Raw genomic sequence first — 22,596 nt, forward strand, 5'->3', positions numbered from 1 at the left:
AGGCATTCGATACTTCCCATCAATAGCCTCCTGAAAAAGTAGTTCATACTGTTTTTTTTTCCATCCTGCCGGACAGAACCCTGTGCTAAGCCTGTGCTATGAAACAGATGAGTTTTTTACTGTCAGTTAGACTTACTAACCCTTTTATCTTCATGGCATTATTATCAATCCTGTGCCATTCGCCAGTCTCTGCCAGCCTCTATGATGTGGTTATGGATGATATTGACTGGCAACTGCATGAAAACAAACACTTTGAGTGTCGTTTATATCAGAAAGTACCATTATTTGGTGGCGTTTCTATTATCGCTGAAGCAGGACACCAACAGTCTATTGAATTAGAGACCTCGCTCTACCCGGCACGGCCGGAATCAGTACAGGTCTGGATCATGCCCCAACCATGGGGGCACTATTCAAAAGATTCATTCGAAAGCGCCTCAGAAATTTATCGACCGGGCCAGCACGGCCAACAACTGCTGATCACTGATTATTTTTTGTCCGATAATTTTCAGGCGAAAGGTCTTCAGGTGGCACTGAAAATGCCGGTCAGCCAATTGCTTGACCGGCTTGATAGCCGCAGTTATTTGTCTGTTTATATTGTTAAAAAAATGTCACAAAACAGCAGTCCTGCCAGTAACACCATTGAAGTCAGAATTCCCACGGTGGGTATGTTGCCAGCGATGAAAAAAATGTCAGAGTGTATTGCCCGCTTACTGCCAAGAAACTTCCGACAGCTGCATCAATACAACCTTCATTATGCCCTGGGACAGTTTTTGTTAAATAACCATCAACGACAGTGGTTATTAGATACTGTGCGCTATGTAGCGGTGGATAAAAACATCAGCGAAATTACCATTGATGGTAATACTGATAATACGCCCTTCAGTGACAGCTATGAAACCATTGACCGGTTACAAAATCTGGAACTGTCAAAAAAACGGGCTGATGCTGTGCGCAACCAGTTGGAACAATACCTGAAGGAAGCCAAAATTGGCCGACCTGTCAACGTCACTGCCCGTTATCATGGCGAACGTTACCCTGTGGCCAGTAATGAGACCGCTGCCGGACGATATAAAAACAGACGAGTTGAGGTTACATTGTTGCAGGATGCCAACAAGAGCCCAATGGAAGAGTCTGAAGACCCACATTAACTCACTGTCTCATAAATCATGGCAACTACCGGTAAACAATCTATCTTTAAAAGGATTCAAACACTATGTAAACCTTGAGTGTATTGAAGTAATAAGCGACTGCTTAAGTATGCGAGTAAATTACCAATGCCCATTCCAGCAATGATATTGCCTCCAGACAGTACATTCCAGGTGCAGTCACCATCGGAGTTCTTGCCAACCCCCATCAGTGATAACGCTCATCAACCTGAGCCTTTTTCCCGTGTTTTTACCACGCTGTTGAATCATACCAACAATACCCAGCTGCAGGCAGAACAGCACATGGCTGAACTGGAAGCGGGGCAGGATAATTTGATTGAAACGGTGATGTCGATTCAGAAAGCGAGTCAGACCATGAGTATGCTGATACAGGTCAGAAACCACATTGTTGAAGGGTATCATGAAACGTTTAACCAGCAGGTTTAGTTAAATCGTCGTCTGTTAATAGTAAATCAAGTCGTCAGAACTGTTTGATTCCGTTTAATTTCACCTCCTCCCATGAACCGGATAAGTAGCTGGCCATATGGAATCGAATATTTCTGGCTACTTGGGCTGGTACTATGCGAGGCACAACGGAGGGAGCATAGCCGCAGCTATGTGACCGGAGTTGTAACGAAGCAAAGTGCCAGCACAAGGAGTCAGAAATATACGATTTCATATGGTTAGCTACTTAGGTTGTCGTAAAAAACCAGGCCCGGGTCTGAATTGAATCACTGATGGACAAAAGGTGGGCAAAACGGTGGATAAAAGCACCTCCCTGCAATCGTCAGAGGTTATCAGTGCGGCATCTAAAAAATACTGGCACCAGTTGCATGGCTGGTTTGCGGCAATATTGAAAGGAACGCCTGAAGGCTCCGGCACTAACCAGAGACTGCTGATACTGCTGGTGGTCAGTGCCTTGCTGATTGCCGTGCTGATTAATACGGCCCTCTGGTGGCATGACCGTGACTTCCGCTCGTTGTATGGTTATGGCGAAAACTACAATATGGCAGCAATCATCGACATTCTGGATAAACAGGGAATTGGCTACCGAATCAACCCGGACGATGGGCAGCTACTGGTTCACGCTAACCAGCTGTCAGAGGCGCGCATGGCTATGGCCGCCGGAGGAATTATCGCTCCTGGCGCAAAACCATGGATGCCAGAGGCATCAGCTATGGGCAGTAGTCGTTTTGTCGAGCAAATGCAGTTTCTGGGTTCGCTGGAAATGTCGTTATCCGAAACGATCAGTGGTATCAATGCGGTTCGCTATGCCCGCGTGCACTTATCAGTCCCTGAGCAGAGCGTCTTTTTCAGGAGCAGCCCGGCGGCCAAGGCGTCGGTGTATCTGGGACTCTACAGTGGCATGCGGCTTCAACCGGATCAGGTTGAAGGTATTATGCGCCTGGTGAGCGGCAGTATTGCCACACTTAATGAACAGGATGTCACGGTCGTTGATCAATATGGCAATCTGCTCAGCCAGGCGATTGCTACTGCGCTGATCACTGGCAGTGATGGCACAGGTCATGCCTATCTTAAGGCCAGAACCCGTATTGAAAGCCATCTGGAGCTGCAGTTATCGAAAATCCTTGATGCTGTGGTCGGCCCGGGTTACTACCGGGTCGATGTCGCAGCTGATCTGACATACGACAAAATAGAACAAAACTCTGAGCAGTTTGACCCAAACACCATGGTGTTACGCAGTGAATCGATCGAGTCTGGCAGGCCATTTTTGCTGGACAAACCAGCCACCATCGGGCAAGCACCTGCGGTTCCTGCTCCCGGGACACAAGCACCGGGATCCGGACAGGAAGAAGTCGGTAAACAGAAGGTGATTCGTAATTATGAGGTCAGCCGCCAGATCAGCAACGAAACCCGATATCCCGGCCAACTGAAGCGATTAACCATTGCCGTGGTCATTGACGATGGCAGGTTAAAACCCGAAACAACGGTTCCTGACAGTGAAGCAAGGCTAACGACACTGATCAAGCAAGCTTCAGGATTTGATGCATCCAGGGGAGATACCATGAGCCTCGCCATTCTCCCTTTTGCCAACGTCCCGCCGCCTCTGCCCACTACCGACCAGAAGAGCTTCCATCGCTGGCTTGACCTCGGTAACAAAGTTCTGCAATTGATATTATTGATCGCTCTCCTGCTGTTTATAGTCTTGGGCTGTCGAAGGCTCTTACGTGCTCACCGGTTGTCATCGCCCGGGTCGACAGACAGTGTCAGGGCCACCGTCTCCGGTATGGCGGATCAGCCCGGGTCATCAGTGGCCAATAACGAAATACCCACTGACCGCCCTCCGGTCACTCTGGAGGAGCAGGTTGCCCGATACCGGGAGCTGGCTCAGGATGAGCCGGAAAAAGTTGCTGCCGTATTAAAAGAGTGGATCAAGAGGAATCACGTTAATGGCTGAGTCAAAAACAGAGCAGCCTGAGCGCTCACAGAACCTGACCGGTAGTTATGGCTCTGGGGAAGAGGCCGCCGTCTTTCTGTTATTACTGGGTGAACAGGCTGCTGCTAACGTGATAAAACATTTCACTCCAGGTGAAATAAGAGTTATCAGCCAGTATTCTGAAAAAATGCGGGTAAAGAATCGTGACCAGCTGATTACGATGTTGAATCAGTTTGAGCAGTCTTATGCCAATGTCAGCCTATTGTTAGGTGATTATCAGATCCAGATGCGGCAGGTCCTGCAAAAGGCATTGGGTAAAGAACAGGCTATCTGTCTGGTAAATCCTCCTGACAGCCACCGGGAGCCGCTGACCGGGCTGCAGTTAATGAAGCCGGAGCTTCTGGCTGCCATGATCAAAGATGAGCCGGAGCAGTTTCAGGCAGCCGTGCTGGCCTGCCTGCAGTCGGATCAGGCCTCGGATGTCATTAACCTGCTTCCCCGGGAACGAGTGCAGGGTATTCTGGAAAGGATTGCCCATATTAGCAGCTTGTCCCAGGCGTCTGTGCAGGCCATTGTCACCTTTCTGCAATCCTTTCTTAATGAACAGGCGATTGATCGCTTACTGTCCGTTAACGGTGAGCAGCAGGTCGCTAATATTCTGAATCTTTTTGACACTGAGTCAAGGGAACAGGTGCTTTTCAACCTGAAGCAATCTGACAGCGCCATGGCGTTGCGAATAGAAGAACAAATGCTGGTATTTGCCCAGGTCACTGATCTTTCAATGGAGAACATTGCCAGGCTGATTGCCAGGGTTGATCCAGCGGATTTAGCCATGGCGCTTAAAGGGGAAACGGAGGAGGTTCGTCATCATATTTATCAGTCCATGAGTAAAAGAGCGGCTAACTACCTGCGGGAAGAAGTAGCGGTATTGGGTGCCGTTCCACAGAGTAAAGTCATAGAGGCGAGGCGTAGAGTGGTACAGGTGATGGATGATCTGTTGAAAAGCGGAGAGATTGAAATGCTCCGTGGCAATGAAGTAATGCTGGAGTAACCCGATGATAAAGACCACAGCATGCAGACAAAGCACTGAAATACAGAGTGCTGGCTGGAATAAAACCCGTGATGATGTGCCCACTCCATCGGGCTCCGGGTGGACAGGAAAGGAACTCTCAGAACCTGAACAGCATTGCGTCCAACGCTATCAGTTCCCACCGTCAGGTTATCAACAGGACCAATGCACCGGGCAACAGACGCCTGCGCAACCACCGACCGGTATTAACTTTCAAATGCTGCGGGAGATTGTTCGAAGGGCCCGGCAACGGAACATTGACCATCGTCGTAAAGCAGAAGACATCGGGTATGCTGAAGGTCAGCAACGTGGCTTACAGGACGGCTATCAGGAAGGCTATCAGAATGGTTTTGAGGCCGGACACCAGGCTGGAATGCATGAATCACAGATGGAGCAGAAAGCCAGCGCGGAACAATGGCTGACTCTGATGAATAGCCTCTGGAATGAGTTGTACAACCTGCATCAATCAACCCTGCTGCATTTAGGCCAACCGCTGATCGGACTGATCAGCAAAGTGGTCAGGCAGGTAGTAAACCATGAACTGGCGACCTCGCGAGCGTCAATTCATCAACTGATTACCGACTCTATGTCCATGCTTCCGGACATTAAAGGAGGGCAACTGGTGATCAATCCTGTGGATCGCCCTCTGATAGACCCGATTATCAAACAGTTACCCGAGGGCTGGTCTATTCAGGAGGATGACGGTCTAACAGCAGGTGGCTGTCGTCTGGTTACCGATCTTGGCGATGTTGATGCCACGGTGGAAAGTCGTGTTATGGCTTGTATTGATACTGTGCATGAACAGTTATTAGTGGAAAGTTGATGCGATCGTGTCCCTGTTATCACTTCCCTCCCCTCCGGTTGACATAACCGACCATACCAGAACCAGACTCTGGGACCGGTTAATCCGACAATTGATGTCTGCCGGAGAACAGGTCACCATGCTGACGCCTCAGCGCTCGTCCGGTCAGCTGATCAAGGTATCCGGGCTGATTATGGAGGTAGCGGGCTGCAGAATGCAGACCGGTCAGCGGTGTCTGGTTCAGGGAAGTGGTGGTCTTACTGTAGAAGCAGAGGTTGTTGGCTTTGACAGAAATACGCTGCTGCTGATGCCGATTGAGTACCATGACGGGTTATCCCCCGGCGCGAGAGTAACCTCGATGGGGGATAACTCATCCATTCTGGTGGGTGATGCCTTGCTGGGACGGGTTATTGACGGTGCCGGCCGACCACTGGACAGCAAGCCAAAGCCTGCAGGTAGCGCTAATATCCGCCTTCACAGTCATCCTATTAATCCACTGCAACGATGCCCGGTTGCCACCCCATTAGACGTCGGTGTACGTTCTGTTAATGGATTACTGACCATTGGCAGAGGGCAACGTATTGGTCTGTTTGCCGGCAGCGGTTCAGGCAAAAGTACGCTGTTGGGTATGATTGCCAGAAATACCAGCGCTGATATTGTGGTACTGGCCATGATTGGTGAAAGGGGGCGGGAAGTTGGCGATTTTATCCGACAGAATATCAATAACCATTGTCTTCAGCGCTCAATTGTTGTTGCCGCCCCTGCCGATCATTCACCGGTCATGCGGCTGCGAGCTGCGCTGGTGGCACACCGTATTGCGGAGTACTATCGGGATACCGGACATCACACCCTGTTATTAATGGACTCCCTGACCCGCTATGCCCAGGCTCGCCGGGAAGTTGGTCTGGCTACCGGTGAACCACCCGCAGCCAGAGGATACCCGCCATCAGCATTTAATATGATTGCCCGGTTAGTTGAGAGGGCGGGTAATGGCTATGAATCCAGTGGTTCATTAACGGCCTTTTACACCGTTCTGACTGAAGGGGAACAGGATACGGACCCCATCAGTGAATCCGCCAGGGCAATTCTGGACGGCCATCTGGTACTCAGCCATGCATTGGCAATCTCCGGGCACTATCCAGCCATTGACGTGGTGACCTCCATTAGCCGGACAATGCCGCAATCCGTATCCGATGAACACCTCAAGATGTCGTTAACCTTCCGACGACTATTAGAAAAAGCCCGTGAAGGGAGTGAATTAAAATTACTGGGGGTCTATCAACCGGGTAATGACACTGATATGGATATGGCCATGGCTGCTGAGCCGGGTATGCTGGGGTATTTGCAGCAAGGTATCGAACAGCGAGAGACGTTGGAAGACAGTGTTCAGCAGTTAAAAGCGTTAATTTCCGGACTTCGTCATGGCCATCAGCAAAAAACTGATTAACCGCCTGCTCCGTCTTGAAGAGCTGCAACATCAACAGCGACTGAGTGATCTCCGTCGCCAGCTCGAAGTACTGGAAAAGCAAAATCGATTGATCGAAACGCTGGATACGGCAGGCAGTGAGACTGTGGCCGAAAATATTCAAACCGGGTCACACTTTACGGGCATACAAGTCATCAATCGGGCAATGTTTCACTGGCAACTGCTGAATAGCTGGCAGCTTTGCATTGAGGCACGTTCACAAAAGATCGACTTAATCAGGACTCAATCGAAAGAGATCACTGTGAAAATGCAGCGACTTGAACGATTGCGCCAGCGTTGCAAGTAATGATGCTCTCTTAGCTGACAGGCAGCTCCCGAAGCAGGCTTGAGTTGTTACTTTTTACCAAACTTCCTGTAATGCCTCACCCAGCCGGGCGGGAAGTGTCAGAGTTTGCACAAAGCGTTACCACGGGACAGGTAGGTGACAGTCCCATTCTTACCGTAGGATAAGGGCGGTTCACGAAGCAACGCTATAAACGCATCGCAATAACTGGCGAGTCTTACCAGTGCCTGGCTATTGTTCTGTTGCAGCGCCTGGCAAGACTGGATCAACCGATCTATTGCAACCGCCTGAATATGATTATCACTGGTTATTTCATCCTGACGAGATGCCATCAGGATTGGTTTCAACTGCTGGCAAATCTCAGCACATTCGCCTGATAATTGCACCACTGACTCAATATTTTTTCTGGCTATTTCCTGCGCCTGAAGGCTCAATAACCTCTCCAGATTCTGCAATAACCGGTGCAGTTGCGAACTCTCTTTTTGTGCCTCGACACGCTCATCATCGGACATCATGACCGTCTCTCCCCTTCAACCGGGTGTACCTCGCCTTCATTGATCACCCGGCATTTGACCAGTCTGCCATTTTCTTTCTGAACCAGAATAACATCGCCGACATGTCCACTTTCCATTGCGACACCGGTGGTACTTAATTCGATATTTTTTGATTGAACAACGATGGTTAAATGCTGCCCCCGACGGATAGCATTGGCCCTTTTTACCATATCGGTGGTAATCACAGTGCCGGCGCTAATCTTTCGGGTAGCGATGTATCCGGAAGGATTATCCTGAAATACATTCGGTTTCAGGGAACTCAAACGGACTTTTGATGTTTTCAGCCCCGGCTGTCCTGCCCCCGACAACACCCCGCCCCGGTTTATATCCCTGTCGGCAAGCAATACCGATACGTCAAAATCCACTCTGACCGCCAGCCGTTGTTTCCAGCGGTGATCCGGGAAGGTGCCGAGATGATCAGGACAGCTGATCAATAATGGCAGTTTACCGTTCTGAGCCATGGCAGAGAAGCGGATATGCGGTGTTACCGGACAGTCTGGCAATTGTTGCCAGCGTTCTTTATGCAGCAAAACCACCTGGGGATTACGGCCGTTAAAACGTTTAGCCAATAAGCGCGAATGCTCACAGAGTTGACTGATGACCTCCCCCTGAACCCTTTGATCAGTGCTCTTATCTGATTGATCTGACTGCGGGCTGGTATCCGTACATGACACTGTATGGGCGTTTACAATATCGGGAATATTGAGTAAGCACAGACACAGGGAAAACACAAAACGACGACTGATTGATAGTTTCCTGTCGAGAATAAAATATGTGACAAATAAATACATTTTTTACGACAACGTACTACTCTTTACACACGACTTAATATAGACGAATAGATAGCCTGTATGTTGATTTCATTTGAGTCGGCCATGGGTATACACCCAAGAGTTGCACAGCTCAGAAGCTCTCAGATTGCCATCCAGTCAGGCAATATTTTTAATATTGAAACACCACAATACCGGGCACTTGAGGCTAACCTGAACTTTTACCATTCGGCTTATGGTTTATCTCAGGATTTGTCGGTCTCAGACAAGCGGCATATCACCCCAAATCAACTGGCGGAAGTTGAGTTATCCATTGCCTTTAAAAATTCAGGCGGTATTGCCTCGGAAAACGGTAACGATGTATCTCTGGCACTGGAGCAGGCAAAACTTGCACAGTCGATGGCCGGGTACAATATCAGCATATCGTTAATCCGGGAGCGTCTGAGCATGCTTGATAAGGTGATCAGCGGCCGCTAGGAGGCTGACTGAGAATAGACTGCCCTACTGCGGTGGCAGCAAATTGGTCTAAAAAGTCGGAAATTTTTAGCAAATAGAACCACTATTCACTAAAAATTTCCGACTTTTTATCCTCCATTTTCATTGGGGTTTCGGATGGAACCACGAAGGACACGAAGAGCACAAAGAAGAGCTATTCTTTTCCTTCGTGCTCTTCGTGTCCTTCGTGGTTCCATCTTTAACTTGCAGAGGAGTAGGCGCTTAATGTCTACCCTAAGAGGCTGCCCGGAAATAGACGTCATAAATTGTTAATTCGATGAAGTGAGTACCCCATGAGTCTGCAATTAGTTCAGGCCATGTCTGGCTACGCCATGGTCGCCCAGGCAACCCGTTTGACACTGGTGGCCGAGGCGCTCTCTTACAATGAGGTTGCAGCAGCTTCTGCTGCTGAGGTGCTGCGGCCGGGGCGGGCGTTACTTCAGGCCAGAACCGTAGATGCTGGCTCCGCTGCCAGAGAGAATATTCCGGCGTTTACCGTTGAAGTAGCGAGTATTATCAAAGATAACACACCTCCCCAGGTGCGCTATCAGCCGGGCCATCCTCTGGCTAATGCCAACGGTGAAGTGTTTTACCCGAATATCAGCACGATTGAAGAAATGGCGACCATGATTTCGGCAGCCCGGTCTTTTGATGCGGCTGTCTCGGTGTTCACCAGCGCCCGTCAAATGCAGGGCCAGGCACTGGAGCTGATCGGTGCCAGGTAAATCGATATGACAGGTGGGTATCACTATGATTTCATCCATTCAACACGAAGTGCCCTTCATCGGTGGTAGCGCTTCGTCGTTGGCTTCCCCCGACAGTTCCAGTGCCTTGAGTAAAAACTTTATGACGTTGTTGATTACTCAACTTAAGCACCAGAACCCCCTGGAACCGATGGAAAGCGGTGATCTGCTGAATCAGCTGGCGGCCATGACTTCCGTATCAGAGTTAAGAGATATCCACGCCGGTATCAGCCGGTTGAGCGATCAGTTTGCAACGGCCCAACTGTCCAGCGCTACAGCACTGCTGGGTCAGGAGGTCGCCATTGATGCCCGCCAGTTTTCATTCAATGGCGATGGGAATAAATTAACCCTGGCCTTTCCTTCGCCCGGTACAGGGCACTTGTTGCATTTTTTGCTAACCGATCAAAATGGCACCCTGGTAAAAGAAGCCCATTATCAGGGGCGTCATAATGAGTCACCGGGTACCTCCATAAAGAAAAGCCTGGACCAACTGTTTGGCTCGCTGCCTCATGGTCAGTACTGGCTGAAAAGCACCCTGGATGGTGATAGTGAAGTGGTTCCTGTGCAGCTGGTCAGTAAAGCAAACAGTATTGTTTTCAACAGCTCTGATCAGGCACCACAGATCAGGCTTGAGGCCATGGAGCCAGTGGCACTGTCCAGCATTCGCTCCGTGACCCGACCATAAGTTGACTGTTGTTGTCTAATCGGTGAGGTAAGCGTCTATGTCAATCAGTACCTCGGGCATGAATGCCGCCCAAAGTCAGCTGGAAATAGCCAGCCAGAACCTGACCAATGCGGAAACGAATGGTTATAAGTCGTTTCGGGCGATTCTTGGTGATGTCTATGCCCAGGCGGGAACCTCATCGGTGGATATGTCCGGGGTCACTCTGCTGGGAACCCAGCAGGCGTTTTCCCAGGGACAGCTGACGCAATCGGGTAATGCCTTTGATCTGGGTATTGATGGCAAGGGCTTTTTTGTTCTTGGTAATAATGGTGAGCAGCTCTTCAGCCGGGCAGGCCTGTTTAATCAGGATAAGGAGTATTATCTGGTGAACCCCAGTGGTTATCGCCTCCGGGGCTTTGGTGTCAATAATCAGGGTGCGGTTGATACCTCAAAACTGGTTGACTTGCAGGTCAGTCAGGCTGACCGGCCGGGCAAAGCAACCACCAAAGCATCAGCTACCATTAACCTCAATGCCAGTGAACCGGTGGTTGATCGTACAACAGTTGCCCTTAACCCGTCAGACCCGAGGACATTCAGCTGGTACGGAGCGCTGAATATTTTCGATAGCCTTGGCGAACAACATACGCTGGGTAGCTATTTCACCAAAACCGGGACCAGTCAGTGGCTGCTTGAATTTCAGGTGGATGGGCAGTCCCTCAACCAGAAAGAAAACCTGACATTCAACAGCTCAGGCCTGTTGACGACACCCGCCGATGCGCAGTTTTCACTGACACCACCGGTGCTGCCCTCTGGTGCCGTTCTCCAGCCCCTGGCCATGGACTTTTCCGGCATCACCCAGTTTGCAATCGATTCGTCATTTCGTCCCCTGGTGGTTGATGGGCAAATGGCGGGCAGCCTGAACCAGGTCAGTTTTGGCAAAAACGGTTTGCTGCAGGGTAGCTACAGCAATGGTGAGCAATACCTGCTTGGGCAGGTGGCACTGGCTACGTTTCCCAATGATAACGGGTTAGTGGTTAGTGGGAATAATAACTGGATGTCGTCTATGGTATCCGGCACGCCGCTGTTCAGTCCATCTGGCCTTAATGGTGCGGGCCTTATTAAGGCGGGGTTTGTTGAACAGTCCAATGTGGATCTGGCCAGCGGGTTGTCGGATGTCATTCTCGCCCAGCGCAACTTTCAGGTAAGCGCCAAGGCTTTCCAGGCAGAAGATGTCCTGTCACAAACACTGATCAATCTAACCTGACGGGCACCTGGCCATGTTTTCCGGAATGCAGATGACCACCGCCAGTGCCGAACGGATCTGGCAAAGCCTGTCGGTATTTGCGGGTAATTTGTCCGGTCAGTCGGTGCCCGGTTACCGGGGTGACTCGGTATTCACCCGGCAACTGGCCCGGACATACACGACTATAGACGAACAACAGGTTCCCGCATTTTCCCTTCAGGCAGCCACTGATTTTACCAGCGGCCTGGTGAAACCCACTGGACGCCAGTTGGATATAGCCATCGACGGTGCCGGATGGATAGTGGTGCAAGATGCCAGCGGACAGCCAGGGCTGACCCGAAACGGTTTGCTCAGTCTGACCGCAACGGGTGAGGTGTTGACCGCCAATGGTGCCCGGGTCATGGGACAGGCGGGCCCGTTGACGATTCCTGCGTTCACTCAGCTGACCATTGGCCACGAGGGATCTGTCAGTATCATTCCGGCCGGTGCCTGGGAAGTTGAAGAGGTGGGGCTTATCCGCTTTGCCAACCCCCCGGTGACCAGCCTGATTCGCAGCCCTGACGGCCTGTTCAGGCTGGCAGATGGCAGTGTACCAGTTTCTGATCCGCAGGTTCGGATCATCAGCGGGGCGCTTGAAGAGAGTAATGTTGACCTGATGGCGGAGTACCTGAATGTGGTGGAAGCCGGAAAAACCATGGATCTCCATGTCCGTATGTTATCGGCCTTTGATCAGATGGCCGGACGAGGCAATGAATTGCTGAACCTGACCCGTCGCTAATGAGAGAATCCCTATGAACAGTCTGTGGATCAACCAGGGAGGCCTGACCCTGCAGGATGCGAGAATGATGGCCGCTTCCCAGAACCTCAGTAATATCAGCACCTATGGCTATAAAAAAGAACGGGTGGTGGCCGCGGATCAGTTTTATACCACCCTGAAACAGGCCGGAGCGATGGCCAACGGTGCGGATGAGCTGCCCAGTGGCCTGCAGGTCGGTACAGGTGCCAGAATCACCGCCACCCAGAAGATATTTACCAATGGCAATATCCAGAATACCGGTAATGCGCTGGATCTGGCCATTGTCGGTGATGGTTTTCTGCCAGTGCAATTACCTTCCGGAGAGATGGCCTATACCCGTAACGGGCAGCTGCAGCTCAATGCAGAAGGTGACATCGTGATGGCCACCGGTCAGCCTATAGAACCGGTGATCTCCATCCCGGTGGAAGCCCGGAACATCACGATTGGCCAGGATGGTACGGTATCCGTCGCCATGCCCGGCAGCCCGGAAGCCCAGATCCTGGGGCAGATTTCCCTGGTGAACTTCATGAATCCCATGGGGCTGCAGGCCATCGGCGATAACCTATATCTGGAAACCGCTGCCAGCGGTGCGCCTGTGGAGAGCGTTCCCGGCACTAATGGTCTGGGGGAAATCCGGCAGTTTTCCCTTGAAGCCTCCAACGTGGATGTGGTGGAAGAACTGGTCAACCTGATCATGATTCAGCGGGCTTATGAAATGCAGGCCAGGGCCATCGACGTTGCCAGTAATTCCCAGGAATATCTGGTGAAAAGCAGTTAACCGGAATTGCCCATGGGTAAAGCAGTCACATCAACGTTTTATTGGCCGGTCGCAGTGCTGGTCATCGGACTGCAGGGCTGTCAGGTGATATTGCCGCAGAACCAGCCCCTGAATGATGCCGCCGATGAAGACACTGAACCCGTGCTTAACCGTGCCCCGGAGGCTCCCCCGGCACCGGCACCGGGCAGTCTTTACACTTATGCCACCAGTATGCGCCTTTTTGATGATCTGAAAGCCTATCGTCCGGGCGATATTCTGACCGTCATCCTGAAGGAGATGACCATCTCCAGTAAAAAGGCCAATACCAGTCTGGGCAAAGAGGCCACTGCCAGCATAGCGCCCCCCACGGTGTTCGGGAAAAATTACCCGAAACTGGACATGCAACTCAACGGCAACCGTAATTTTGGCGGCAAAGCATCCACCTCCCAGCAAAACCATTTAACCGGCTCGGTGACCGTAGTCGTGCAAAAAGTGCTGCCCAGTGGTGCCCTTCTGGTCAAGGGCAGCAAAATGGTCCGGATTAATCAGGGTGATGAAATCATCTTTGTCAGTGGCGTGGTCCGTCCTGAAGACGTTTCCCAGGATAACCAGGTCTCCTCGCTGCGTCTGGCCCAGGCAAAAATCAGTTATACCGGCCGGGGCGACCTGACACAGGCCAACACCCAGGGTTGGTTCTCCCGTCTTCTGAACAGCAGCTGGTTTCCATTTTGAACAGGTTGGTCTGGCTGTTATTGATGACGCTTGTTTTTTCGCCGATCAGTCAGGCAGTGCGTCTGGTGGACCTGGTTGATATAGAAGGTGTGCGCAAAAACCAGCTGATCGGCTATGGCCTGGTGGTTGGTTTGCAGGGTACCGGCGACCAGACACGTCAAACCATTTTCACCAGCCAGTCCATGGTCAACATGCTGCGCCAGTTTGGTATTCAGTTACCCCCGGGAAGTGATCCGCGGATGAAAAATGTCGCCGCCGTCAGTATCAGTGCCAACCTGCCCACTTTTGCCCGCCCGGGCACCACACTCGATGTGGTGGTTTCCTCGATTGGTGACGCCAAAAGTCTCCGTGGCGGTGTGCTTCTGGCGTCACCATTACGGGGTATTGATGGCCAGGTCTATGCCCTGGCCCAGGGTTCAGTGATTGTTGGCGGAGTGTCTGCCCAGGGCGCTACCGGCACCCAGGTCAGTATCAATACAACGACGGTCGGACGCATTCCGGGAGGTGCCACCATTGAACAGTCGATCATTCCTCCGGAGGTAACGTCAGATGTCGTACGATTAAATCTCAGGGAGCAGAATTACAGCCAGAGTCGTTTACTGGTCAAGGCTATCAATGATCACTTTGGCAGTCATATTGCCCGGGGAGTGGACGGCAGCCAGATTGAAGTCACGGTACCTGCGGGACAGAATCATCGGGTGACGTTTCTGTCCATGCTGGAAACTCTGGATATCCCACAGGGCGTTATGCCGGCTCGCGTCGTGATTAATGCCCGTACCGGCACTATCGTTATTGGTGCCGATGTTCGCATTCGCCCGGTTGCCGTGAGCAATGGTTCCACCACCGTAAAAGTCATGGAGCGTCCCAGCGTCATCCAGCCAAACCCGTTTACCCTTGGGACCCCGCAGGTTGAGGAACAAAGCACTGTCGACATTATACAAAAGACCGGTGGCATGTTTATTGTCCCGGCCTCCACCAGCCTGTCTGACATTGTTAATGTGGTGAACAGTGCCGGACTGACGCCCAGTGAACTGATCTCGATTCTCCAGGCTATCCATGAAGCCGGAGCCATGGAGGGAGAACTGGTGATCATGTAATCGGAGATTTGCCATGCTTATCACGCCGCTGTCCCATCCCACCCTGCCTCTTGATTCGGGGGCTGGCAGGTCGCTCGCCACCAGCACCGGGGATGTTGAAGCATCATCCAGCGACTTTATGGGGGTGTTGCTGGGGGAAGTGACCCGTCATCTGCAGAAAACCTCAGGAGTGTTCTCCGGCAAAGAGCACAACGGTACGGCATCGCTGTTTCAGAACGAACTTGCCGGAGCATTGCTGGCACAGTGTCTGGCGGACCGGCTGACGGAAAAACTGTCCGGTGACCAGCCATGACTGTCAACCATATCGGGCTTAGTGGGGTGAATGCGGCCGATATTCTGTTAAATAATACCGCCCATAACATTGCCAATGCAGAAACCCCCTGGTTTAGCCGACGGCTGCCCGTATTGATTGCCCAGCAGAGCCACTGGAGCGGTTTGCTGAACCAACTGGGTGGCGTCAGAGTGCTTTATCTGATGCAGGTATCGAACGACTATCTTAACGACCAGGTGTTTCGCGCCAGTGCCAGCCAGTCCATGGCAGACAGCTTTGCCATTCCCATGGTTCAGCTTGATCAATTACTCGGAGGGGAAGATACCGGGTTAACCAATGTGCTCAATGGCTTTATTGGCAACCTGCAGCGGCTGGAAACACGCCCGGAATCTATCCCCCTCAGGCAACAATGGCTGGGCAGTGCCAGACAGCTGGTGGACCGGTTTAATACTCTGGGTCAGCAGTTGCAGGTCATCTCGCAACAACAAATCAGCCAGATCAGCCATGTGATTACCGAAGCCAATCGGCTGGGTGCCGCCATTGCTGAGCTTAATAAACAGATTATCGAAATGTCCGGCCTGCACGGCAATAACGTCAATAATTCAAGCAGCGGTGGCAACTGTTCGGACCTTCTGGATCAGCGGGACAACCTGATTAATCAGCTATCGGCCCGGGTATCGGTGGAGGTTTATCGCAACAGCAATAACATCGTTAACCTGGTGATTCCATCCAGCCAGGGGGCTATTCCTCTGATCATTGGCCAACAGTATTTTGACCTCAGTATCAATCCGAAGGCTACTGACCCGATAGTACCTGATGTGATGGCCAACATCCCCGGAGTTGCTGTGCCGATAACACCGCAACAGGGCCAGTTGGCGGGGCTGCAAAAGCTCCAGCGGGATGTGCTGATGCCGGTCATCAATCAGCTGGGGCTGATGGCGGTGGTGCTGGCCTCGGAAGTGAACTCACAGCTGGAGCTGGGTGTTGATCTGGCCGGTGATAAAGGGACGCCGCTGTTTCAGGATGTCAATTCGACATCGGCAATGCAGCAGCGGGTCCTGGCGGAAACGGTTTCAGGAACGGAAGCATTGACCGTTGAAATCAGCAATCTGTCACAACTGACCCCATCGGAATACCAGCTGGTATTTACGGCCTATGACCAATGTCGTGTAATCAGACTGTCAGACGGGCAATCATTCAGTGGTAACCTGACGGCAGAGACTCCGTTTACCATTGACGGCCTTACTATTCATCTGACAGGCACACCCGCTATCAATGACCAGTTCCTGCTGACCCCCTGGCGCAATGAAGCCACAAAACTGAGCATTGCCCTTGATGCCCCTGAACAGCTGGCACTTTCGGCACAGGACTCAGGCCCCGGCGACAACCGGAATCTGCTGGCACTGCTTGACTGCTTAAAGGGTGGCTGTTTAAAGGGTGGATCTGCAAATTGCCCCGACGTGCTGCAATCGAATATTTTGCTTCAGTCGTCTGTTGCCAACCAGACAGCTTCTGCTACACGACAGCAGAAAACCTGTCAGAGTTTATATGAGGCTGCTGTTGCAGAAAGAGAGAATCTCAGTGGTGTAAATCTGGATGAAGAAGCGGCTAATCTGCTGCGCTTCCAGCAGTTCTACCAGGCCAATGCCCGGCTGTTACGGGCCAGTCAGATGATTATCGATGAATTGCTGGCAGCTTATCGGTGAGTCCAATGCGTGTAAGTACAGCACAACAGCAAGCCATGATTTTGCAGGATGTGCAGAACATCAGCCAGAACCAGCTGGAAGGCTGGAATCAGGTGGCCGCGGGCAAACAGATTACGCAACCAGCAGAGGCGCCGGGCAACTGGACGCAACTGCAAGGTGTTAACAGAGAGATCAGCCAGACTGACCAATACCTGAATTCCATTGCTGCCCTGACGTCCCAGTTTCAAATGGAAGATACCCTGTTACAGAGGTACACAGGCTACCTGCAGGATATCCGTGCACTGGTGCTGCAGGCCAACAACCCCGGGCTGGCAGTGGTGGATCTGGCCACTCTCGGGCAGGAGGTGATGCAGTGGCGAAACGCCATCATCGGGCTGCTGAACAGTCGTGATGCCGAAGGTTACTACCTGTTTGCCGGTTCCCGGACCAGCACACCGCCGGTGACGGTTTCAACGGCCAGTGACGGCAATGAATCGTTTGTCTTTAATAACAATAACGACATACGGCAAATAACAGTCGCCTCCGATATAACAATGTCGTCTACGGACAGTGCTGAGTCTTTGTGCTTTACTGTGGACGACGGCGGATCAGGTTTTAATGTCATCCTGATGCTCAGTCAGATAGGGCAGACACTCCAGTCTCCGCCCGCCACTCTGTCAACGCTGCTCGCCGGTTACCTGACACAGCTTGACCAGGCACAAAGCCAGGCTGGCAGCGTCCATGCCGCCCTGGGCACCCGGATGAAAGCGCTGGAGGGTATCCGCAGTGATCACCAGGAGGCCAGGCTGTTCCTGCAGGAACAGGCGAGCCAGCTGGGTGACCTGGATTATGTCAGTGCAATCAGTCATCTGAATCGGCAGAAACTACAGTATGAGGCTGCTCTCAAAGGTCTCTCTAAAGTAGAAAATCTGTCGTTATTTCGTTATCTCTAGGAGGCTGTTATGGCCATCAGTATCAACACCAACATTCCTGCACAGCAAGCGCAGTTAAGCCTGGAGCGGGCCCAGAACGGTCTTGATACGTCGATGCAAAGGCTCTCAACCGGTTATCGTATCAACAGTGCTGCTGACGATGCCGCCGGTTTGCAGATCAGTAACCGGATGAGTTCACAGATTAATGGTTTGGGCGTGGCGGTGCGTAACGCCAATGATGGCATCTCCATCGCCCAGACGGCGGAAGGGGCCATGAGTGAAACCACGGCCCTGCTGCAGCGGATGCGGGACCTGGCAGTCCAGTCAGCCAGTGACAGCAACAATAGCGAGGACCGGGTTGCCCTGAACGAAGAGCTGGTGCAGCTGGTGGCGGAACTGAACCGGATCGCCGAGTCCACCACCTTCGCCGGGCAGAAGTTGCTGGATGGCTCGTTTATCAACAAGAACATTCAGGTGGGTGCCTACGCCAATGAGACTATTACCGTCTCCGTCAATAGTGTCAGCGGCAAAGACCTTGGTATCAAAGGGACGGAGCTGACCTTTACGGGCCTGGCCCTGCCCGGTGCAGCCGCCATTGACGAACAGAAACTGACGGTCGGGGTTAATGACAATGACATCATTATTCCCATAGTCAGCTCGGATTCAGCCAGCTCCATTGTCAGTAAGGTCGCGGGTGCGGTATCGGATTTGAACGGGGTGGCCAAGACATCAGCACAATTGACTATAGGAGGCACCGCCCCGGTGGTAAACGACACTATTACCCTGACTGTGAATGGCAAAACAGTCAGTCATAAATGTTCAACAGTTACACCGAGTGACGCCGCCACAGCCCTGGCAGCGGCGCTGAATTCGCCAACGCTCAAGGCAACAGCAAACGCTGCTGTAATAACACTGGAAGATACCAGTGGCCAGAATATGATCTTGTCTGGGACTTCTACAACAAGTGGCCTAAATGTCAACGTTCTGCCAGTGAATTATGCTGGTACCGCGGGCAGCGGAACTGCAAAGGACGTCGTGGGAAAAACCGAGACTATCGTAGGTGATATCAAGTGGATTGGCATGGATGAAAGCGCCACCTATACCCTGAACAGCGACGGCAATTTACTGGACAAGCCCGACAAAGCCATCACAGGTACAGCGGGAAATTCGATTAATATACCGGTAAACTCCATCAACATCACCACTTATGATGGTGCCCAGCAAGCCATCGGTATTATTGACCAGGCAATAGCCGGAGTGGATGCCGACCGGGGAATGCTGGGTGCCATCCAGAATCGCTTTCAGCACACCATATACAACCTGCAGAACGTTCGGGAAAATATGATGGGCTCCCGCAGCCGGATTAAAGATACTGACTATGCTAACGAAATGTCCCAACTGACCCGGGACCAGGTGCTGAAACAGGCCAGTATCTCCAGCCTGAACCGGGCCAACGTCATGCAGCAGGATGTCCTGGCTCTGTTGAACAGCTGATAGGGCATTGATTGCATGAACCCCCTATCGCCGCTGCCGGGCAGTGTGGATATGGCCACGGTGGTGGATGCCGTGGTCAACGCCGAAATGGCCCCCTCGGAAAATGCCCTGAAACGGCGGGAAGAGCAGCTGTCCCGGGAGCAGGATTTGATGGTATCGGTCTATCAGGCGGTTCACGGCCTGCAGCACGCTGCCCGGGCACTGGTGCAGGAGGCCAGCATCAACACCAGCCACAGTAATGGCAACGGTAATGGCAATGGCCACGGCCTGGGCCGCTGGGTCGCGATTTCCAGCGAGCCCGACCGGGTCGGCGTCAGCGTCCGGGGGCGGCCCGATCCCGGCAGTTATCAGCTGTCGGTGCATCAGCTGGCCTCCCCGCAAATTATGGTCAGTCCGCCGTTTGCCAAAGAGACCGTCTTTAACGATGCCGGTACCCTGAACCTTGCCCTGAATGGCGGGCAATGGAAGGTCAATATTGCCGCCAACAGTACCCTGACGACCATTGCCCGATCCATTCAACTGGCCACCCGGGGGAAAGTCCGGGCAACGGCCATCAACGGCAAGGAGGGGCAACAACTGCTGCTCACCGGCGCAGAAAAAGGCGCGGACCTGCGGATGACCCTCAGTGGCACCGGGGCCGGGGCCTGGCTGGCGGGGATCATGACGGAACAGGTGGCCCCGGCAGATGCTCTGGTCAGTATCAACGGCGTCACCCTTTATCTGCCCGGCAACGTCAACCAGCCGGTCATTAACGGGCTGAACCTGACCCTGAAACAGGCCGATCCTGACCGGCAGTTATACATTGAGGTCAGTCAGGATGTCGAGGCACTGGTCAGCGCCATGTCGGATTTTGTCAATCACTGCAACAGCCTGCTGAAAACCAGTGACCCCAGGGACAGCCGGGGCCAGCAGATCGATGCGGGGGCTCCCGCCTCCCTGAGGAGTATCAGCAGTCAGTTGCGTAAACTGGTCAACGCCACACCTGCCGAGACCGAGTTAAATAGTTCAGAGCAGATCACCAGCTTACTGGATCTTGGAGTCAGCACTGAGCGCAGCGGTTTATGGTCTCTGGATGAATCCTGGTTCCGTCACCAGCTCAATGCCATGCCCTACCAGGTCCTGCAGTTTCTGTCTGACCGGGAAAAGCCGGTGCTGGCCCTGGCCCGGAAAATGGACACGCTGCTATCGGGCAATGGCCCTTTACTATCGAGGATCAGTTATTTGTCCCACGATTTGCAACGGCTGGCGTCAGATCAGTATGCAATGGATACAAGACGGCAGTTACTTCATCAGCGCACCAATCAGCAGTTCCTGAATATGGAACAGACGGTACAGCGTATGAACCGGAACCGGGATTATGTTGACAATATGTAACCTGCGTTCACCACCGGCAACAAGGGGCGTTTATGAAGTCTCCAGCCACTGAGTACACCCGGCATCAGTACGGGCATCTGGCCCGGAAAGAGAGTATTTTCCAGCAGACCGCCCTGCTGTACCAATTATTCCTGGATGACCTGGACCTCTGCCACGGCCATATCAACAGTGGTGACAGTGCCGCACGGGGAGAGCGGATTCATCACGCCCTCTCGATTTTGATGGTATTAAGAAATCAGGCCCTTGCCATGGTCGACAATCAGCAGGATCAAACCCCGTCGGCCAATGCGCTTCCGGCCCGGCTACTTGAATTATATGACCACTGCCTTGCATGTCTGACAGCAGTGATCGCTGACAATGATATTGCTCCACTGAATACTGCCTGGTCTATGATCGACACCGTCAAAGGTGCCTGGGATGAGCTGGCTATACAGCAGGAGCAGACAGATGGCAGTGAAGGGTAATCATTACCCGAACAGCCATAAGACAATTCAGTGCCCGAAACCATGAATATTGCATGAAAGAGCCCGCATTTTCATCGTAAACAGTGAGCTACCTCTTATGAATATCGAGACAGTTGGCACAGAGACTGGCAGTGATCCAGTCTCGTCTATCCGGAAAGATATAACCGGGCGGCCATCGATACAGAACGAGACGGTACAAAACGGAGTTCCCTGGGAAGGTGGGTTTCAGGCAATCCTGCAGCAGATAATCGCACCGATAAATTCTGTCAGCACTTCGGGTCCGCCTTTAGATGCTGGTTTATCATCGTCCATCAATACAACGACTTTCGTTGATTTTGCGGAACATCAGGGCATATATGCAATGGAGTGGGCCATGTCCACAGATGCAGGAGTCCCGGTGGTTCACCCGCACCCCGGATTAAATGTCAGTTTGCCAATCGCTCCACCTGATCAGGAGGTTGTCCAGAACCCTCCACACAGTCGTGTTGCCGTGACCACCCCGCCTGAACCTTTCCTTCTGCTGCAGGCGACGGCTGATCAACTGACGTCAGTCCCGGCGGAGATGCAACCGGTTAAGCCTGACCATCTTGGGGAAGAGGTTCCCCCTCCCGGTCAGGCTATGTTATCAGACCTTGAGCAAACCATTGAGACCGGGTCACTTCGGCAGTCCGCACCGTTTTCAATGCACTCCATGCCAAAGCGGATATTGTCGAATCAGGAGACTTTAGCCCCGGAGCCGCCCGTCAATCAGGAAAGTCAGATAATGGCACAACCAGCAACAGACGACGTATCGGGTACACCACTCAAAGGATTGGAATCTGTCACCGTTCACAAATCATCGTCCGGAACTCAACCCAATGAGTTGACGGTAACAGCACCAATGAAAAGCTGTCTGATACTTGGTGGGGACCGTCATGCCCGGGCCGTTGCCGAGTTGCCCGGACTGGGTGCGGTACAGGTGGTGATGACCCGAAATAACAGCGAGGTCACAGTCAGTCTGCAAGCCAGCAAACAGTCACTGCCAACCCTTGATGGCTGTTCCTCTACGTTGCGCCAGCTGGTCAGCGACAGCATTCAGCAGATACCCTCGCCCGGTAATCCAGTGAGTAAAGACGAGTCTGGTTCTTCAGTAACGGGTGACGGACTGAAAATAGCACTCTCATTAACCACAACACCTGACCCTTCCGGGTCAGGCAGGGGAAGGCAGCATATGCTGGCAGGAACGTCAGATTTTTCCGGTACAGGCGTAGATAATGTGGTGTTAGCGCCCGAGACCGAATACCGGTCACCCATGGCGCTTTCACGGCACTGCGGTATGGCTCTTATTGATCTGCATATTTAG

24 protein-coding genes are annotated in these 22,596 nt (G+C 52.4%); 22 read left to right on the top strand and 2 right to left on the bottom strand.

What is annotated here, in order from left to right; genetic code table 11:
* Positions 1-152 precede the first annotated feature (152 nt).
* The 7 genes from J7438_RS14380 to J7438_RS14410 all read left to right on the top strand — a co-directional run bounded on the left by J7438_RS14380 (position 153) and on the right by J7438_RS14410 (position 7,186).
* Complete coding sequence (locus J7438_RS14380; protein ID WP_209277084.1) at positions 153-1,148, top strand: MotY family protein; 996 nt, start codon at positions 153-155, stop codon at positions 1,146-1,148.
* Positions 1,149-1,319: 171 nt separating this feature from the next.
* Positions 1,320-1,592, top strand: a complete 273-nt coding sequence (gene fliE / locus J7438_RS14385) for a flagellar hook-basal body complex protein FliE (protein WP_209277085.1) — start codon at positions 1,320-1,322, stop codon at positions 1,590-1,592.
* A gap of 313 nt (positions 1,593-1,905) precedes the next feature.
* Entirely contained in the window at positions 1,906-3,564 is a 1,659-nt protein-coding gene (gene fliF / locus J7438_RS14390) for a flagellar basal-body MS-ring/collar protein FliF (RefSeq protein WP_209277086.1), read from the top strand.
* The gene (locus tag J7438_RS14395; RefSeq protein ID WP_209277087.1) at positions 3,557-4,594 is read left to right on the top strand and encodes a flagellar motor switch protein FliG; all 1,038 of its coding nucleotides are present in this window, start codon (positions 3,557-3,559) and stop codon (positions 4,592-4,594) included. Before fliF ends, J7438_RS14395 begins: the two co-directional genes overlap by 8 nt.
* Before the next feature lie 4 nt (positions 4,595-4,598).
* Positions 4,599-5,435 carry a FliH/SctL family protein gene (locus J7438_RS14400; protein WP_209277088.1) on the top strand — a complete coding sequence of 279 codons (837 nt, stop codon included), beginning with the start codon at positions 4,599-4,601 and terminating at the stop codon, positions 5,433-5,435.
* A gap of 7 nt (positions 5,436-5,442) precedes the next feature.
* Positions 5,443-6,861 carry a FliI/YscN family ATPase gene (locus J7438_RS14405; protein WP_353620139.1) on the top strand — a complete coding sequence of 473 codons (1,419 nt, stop codon included), beginning with the start codon at positions 5,443-5,445 and terminating at the stop codon, positions 6,859-6,861.
* Positions 6,836-7,186, top strand: coding sequence for a hypothetical protein (locus J7438_RS14410; RefSeq protein ID WP_209277089.1), 351 nt, complete (start codon positions 6,836-6,838; stop codon positions 7,184-7,186). The genes J7438_RS14405 and J7438_RS14410 overlap by 26 nt, the downstream gene beginning before the upstream one ends.
* 98 nt (positions 7,187-7,284) lie before the next feature.
* On the opposite strand, the gene J7438_RS14415 is transcribed toward J7438_RS14410, so the two are convergent.
* A complete protein-coding gene (locus J7438_RS14415) occupies positions 7,285-7,698 on the bottom strand; it encodes a hypothetical protein (RefSeq protein ID WP_209200766.1) in 414 nt (137 codons plus the stop codon).
* Entirely contained in the window at positions 7,695-8,411 is a 717-nt protein-coding gene (gene flgA, locus J7438_RS14420; RefSeq protein ID WP_209200765.1) for a flagellar basal body P-ring formation chaperone FlgA, read from the bottom strand. The genes J7438_RS14415 and flgA overlap by 4 nt, the downstream gene beginning before the upstream one ends.
* Positions 8,412-8,588: 177 nt before the next feature.
* On the opposite strand from flgA, the gene J7438_RS14425 reads away from it, so the two are divergent.
* From J7438_RS14425 to J7438_RS14495, 15 genes are all read left to right on the top strand, one after another.
* Entirely contained in the window at positions 8,589-8,984 is a 396-nt protein-coding gene (locus J7438_RS14425; protein ID WP_209200764.1) for a flagellar basal body rod protein FlgB, read from the top strand.
* A 311-nt stretch (positions 8,985-9,295) separates the two neighbouring features.
* The gene (gene flgC / locus J7438_RS14430) at positions 9,296-9,727 is read left to right on the top strand and encodes a flagellar basal body rod protein FlgC (RefSeq protein ID WP_209200763.1); all 432 of its coding nucleotides are present in this window, start codon (positions 9,296-9,298) and stop codon (positions 9,725-9,727) included.
* A 25-nt stretch (positions 9,728-9,752) separates the two neighbouring features.
* Positions 9,753-10,430 carry a flagellar hook assembly protein FlgD gene (locus J7438_RS14435; RefSeq protein ID WP_209200762.1) on the top strand — a complete coding sequence of 226 codons (678 nt, stop codon included), beginning with the start codon at positions 9,753-9,755 and terminating at the stop codon, positions 10,428-10,430.
* 37 nt (positions 10,431-10,467) lie between these two features.
* The gene (locus J7438_RS14440; protein WP_209277090.1) at positions 10,468-11,673 is read left to right on the top strand and encodes a flagellar hook protein FlgE; all 1,206 of its coding nucleotides are present in this window, start codon (positions 10,468-10,470) and stop codon (positions 11,671-11,673) included.
* 31 nt (positions 11,674-11,704) lie between these two features.
* Complete coding sequence (locus J7438_RS14445; RefSeq protein ID WP_209277091.1) at positions 11,705-12,430, top strand: flagellar hook-basal body complex protein; 726 nt, start codon at positions 11,705-11,707, stop codon at positions 12,428-12,430.
* 13 nt (positions 12,431-12,443) lie between these two features.
* Positions 12,444-13,226 carry a flagellar basal-body rod protein FlgG gene (gene flgG / locus J7438_RS14450; RefSeq protein WP_209200759.1) on the top strand — a complete coding sequence of 261 codons (783 nt, stop codon included), beginning with the start codon at positions 12,444-12,446 and terminating at the stop codon, positions 13,224-13,226.
* A 12-nt stretch (positions 13,227-13,238) separates the two neighbouring features.
* On the top strand, positions 13,239-13,937 hold the full coding sequence (locus J7438_RS14455) for a flagellar basal body L-ring protein FlgH (RefSeq protein ID WP_209200758.1): 699 nt from the start codon (positions 13,239-13,241) through the stop codon (positions 13,935-13,937).
* Between the two features lie 23 nt (positions 13,938-13,960).
* Complete coding sequence (locus J7438_RS14460; protein WP_209277092.1) at positions 13,961-15,034, top strand: flagellar basal body P-ring protein FlgI; 1,074 nt, start codon at positions 13,961-13,963, stop codon at positions 15,032-15,034.
* Positions 15,035-15,047: 13 nt separating this feature from the next.
* Positions 15,048-15,326, top strand: coding sequence for a hypothetical protein (locus J7438_RS14465; RefSeq protein ID WP_209277093.1), 279 nt, complete (start codon positions 15,048-15,050; stop codon positions 15,324-15,326).
* On the top strand, positions 15,323-17,011 hold the full coding sequence (gene flgK / locus J7438_RS14470) for a flagellar hook-associated protein FlgK (protein ID WP_209277094.1): 1,689 nt from the start codon (positions 15,323-15,325) through the stop codon (positions 17,009-17,011). The genes J7438_RS14465 and flgK overlap by 4 nt, the downstream gene beginning before the upstream one ends.
* A gap of 5 nt (positions 17,012-17,016) precedes the next feature.
* On the top strand, positions 17,017-17,943 hold the full coding sequence (locus J7438_RS14475; RefSeq protein WP_209200754.1) for a flagellin N-terminal helical domain-containing protein: 927 nt from the start codon (positions 17,017-17,019) through the stop codon (positions 17,941-17,943).
* A 9-nt stretch (positions 17,944-17,952) separates the two neighbouring features.
* A complete protein-coding gene (locus J7438_RS14480) occupies positions 17,953-19,416 on the top strand; it encodes a flagellin N-terminal helical domain-containing protein (protein WP_209277095.1) in 1,464 nt (487 codons plus the stop codon).
* A 15-nt stretch (positions 19,417-19,431) separates the two neighbouring features.
* On the top strand, positions 19,432-20,790 hold the full coding sequence (gene fliD, locus J7438_RS14485; RefSeq protein WP_209277096.1) for a flagellar filament capping protein FliD: 1,359 nt from the start codon (positions 19,432-19,434) through the stop codon (positions 20,788-20,790).
* A 32-nt stretch (positions 20,791-20,822) separates the two neighbouring features.
* A complete protein-coding gene (locus tag J7438_RS14490) occupies positions 20,823-21,254 on the top strand; it encodes a flagellar export chaperone FliS (protein WP_209277097.1) in 432 nt (143 codons plus the stop codon).
* A gap of 97 nt (positions 21,255-21,351) precedes the next feature.
* The gene (locus J7438_RS14495) at positions 21,352-22,596 is read left to right on the top strand and encodes a hypothetical protein (protein ID WP_209277098.1); all 1,245 of its coding nucleotides are present in this window, start codon (positions 21,352-21,354) and stop codon (positions 22,594-22,596) included.

It is taken from the genome of Thalassotalea sp. G20_0, assembly GCF_017744175.1.
Taxonomy (GTDB): domain Bacteria; phylum Pseudomonadota; class Gammaproteobacteria; order Pseudomonadales; family Endozoicomonadaceae; genus Endozoicomonas.

Coding starts and splice junctions, on each gene's coding strand:
- J7438_RS14380 (WP_209277084.1), top strand. CDS start 153: ATGGCATTATTATCAATCCTGTGCCATTCGCCAGTCTCTGCCAGCCTC.
- J7438_RS14395 (WP_209277087.1), top strand. CDS start 3,557: ATGGCTGAGTCAAAAACAGAGCAGCCTGAGCGCTCACAGAACCTGACC.
- J7438_RS14400 (WP_209277088.1), top strand. CDS start 4,599: ATGATAAAGACCACAGCATGCAGACAAAGCACTGAAATACAGAGTGCT.
- J7438_RS14410 (WP_209277089.1), top strand. CDS start 6,836: ATGGCCATCAGCAAAAAACTGATTAACCGCCTGCTCCGTCTTGAAGAG.
- J7438_RS14415 (WP_209200766.1), bottom strand. CDS start 7,698: ATGATGTCCGATGATGAGCGTGTCGAGGCACAAAAAGAGAGTTCGCAA.
- J7438_RS14425 (WP_209200764.1), top strand. CDS start 8,589: ATGTTGATTTCATTTGAGTCGGCCATGGGTATACACCCAAGAGTTGCA.
- flgC (WP_209200763.1), top strand. CDS start 9,296: ATGAGTCTGCAATTAGTTCAGGCCATGTCTGGCTACGCCATGGTCGCC.
- J7438_RS14435 (WP_209200762.1), top strand. CDS start 9,753: ATGATTTCATCCATTCAACACGAAGTGCCCTTCATCGGTGGTAGCGCT.
- J7438_RS14440 (WP_209277090.1), top strand. CDS start 10,468: ATGTCAATCAGTACCTCGGGCATGAATGCCGCCCAAAGTCAGCTGGAA.
- J7438_RS14445 (WP_209277091.1), top strand. CDS start 11,705: ATGACCACCGCCAGTGCCGAACGGATCTGGCAAAGCCTGTCGGTATTT.
- flgG (WP_209200759.1), top strand. CDS start 12,444: ATGAACAGTCTGTGGATCAACCAGGGAGGCCTGACCCTGCAGGATGCG.
- J7438_RS14455 (WP_209200758.1), top strand. CDS start 13,239: ATGGGTAAAGCAGTCACATCAACGTTTTATTGGCCGGTCGCAGTGCTG.
- J7438_RS14460 (WP_209277092.1), top strand. CDS start 13,961: ATGACGCTTGTTTTTTCGCCGATCAGTCAGGCAGTGCGTCTGGTGGAC.
- J7438_RS14465 (WP_209277093.1), top strand. CDS start 15,048: ATGCTTATCACGCCGCTGTCCCATCCCACCCTGCCTCTTGATTCGGGG.
- flgK (WP_209277094.1), top strand. CDS start 15,323: ATGACTGTCAACCATATCGGGCTTAGTGGGGTGAATGCGGCCGATATT.
- J7438_RS14475 (WP_209200754.1), top strand. CDS start 17,017: ATGCGTGTAAGTACAGCACAACAGCAAGCCATGATTTTGCAGGATGTG.
- J7438_RS14480 (WP_209277095.1), top strand. CDS start 17,953: ATGGCCATCAGTATCAACACCAACATTCCTGCACAGCAAGCGCAGTTA.
- fliD (WP_209277096.1), top strand. CDS start 19,432: ATGAACCCCCTATCGCCGCTGCCGGGCAGTGTGGATATGGCCACGGTG.
- J7438_RS14490 (WP_209277097.1), top strand. CDS start 20,823: ATGAAGTCTCCAGCCACTGAGTACACCCGGCATCAGTACGGGCATCTG.
- J7438_RS14495 (WP_209277098.1), top strand. CDS start 21,352: ATGAATATCGAGACAGTTGGCACAGAGACTGGCAGTGATCCAGTCTCG.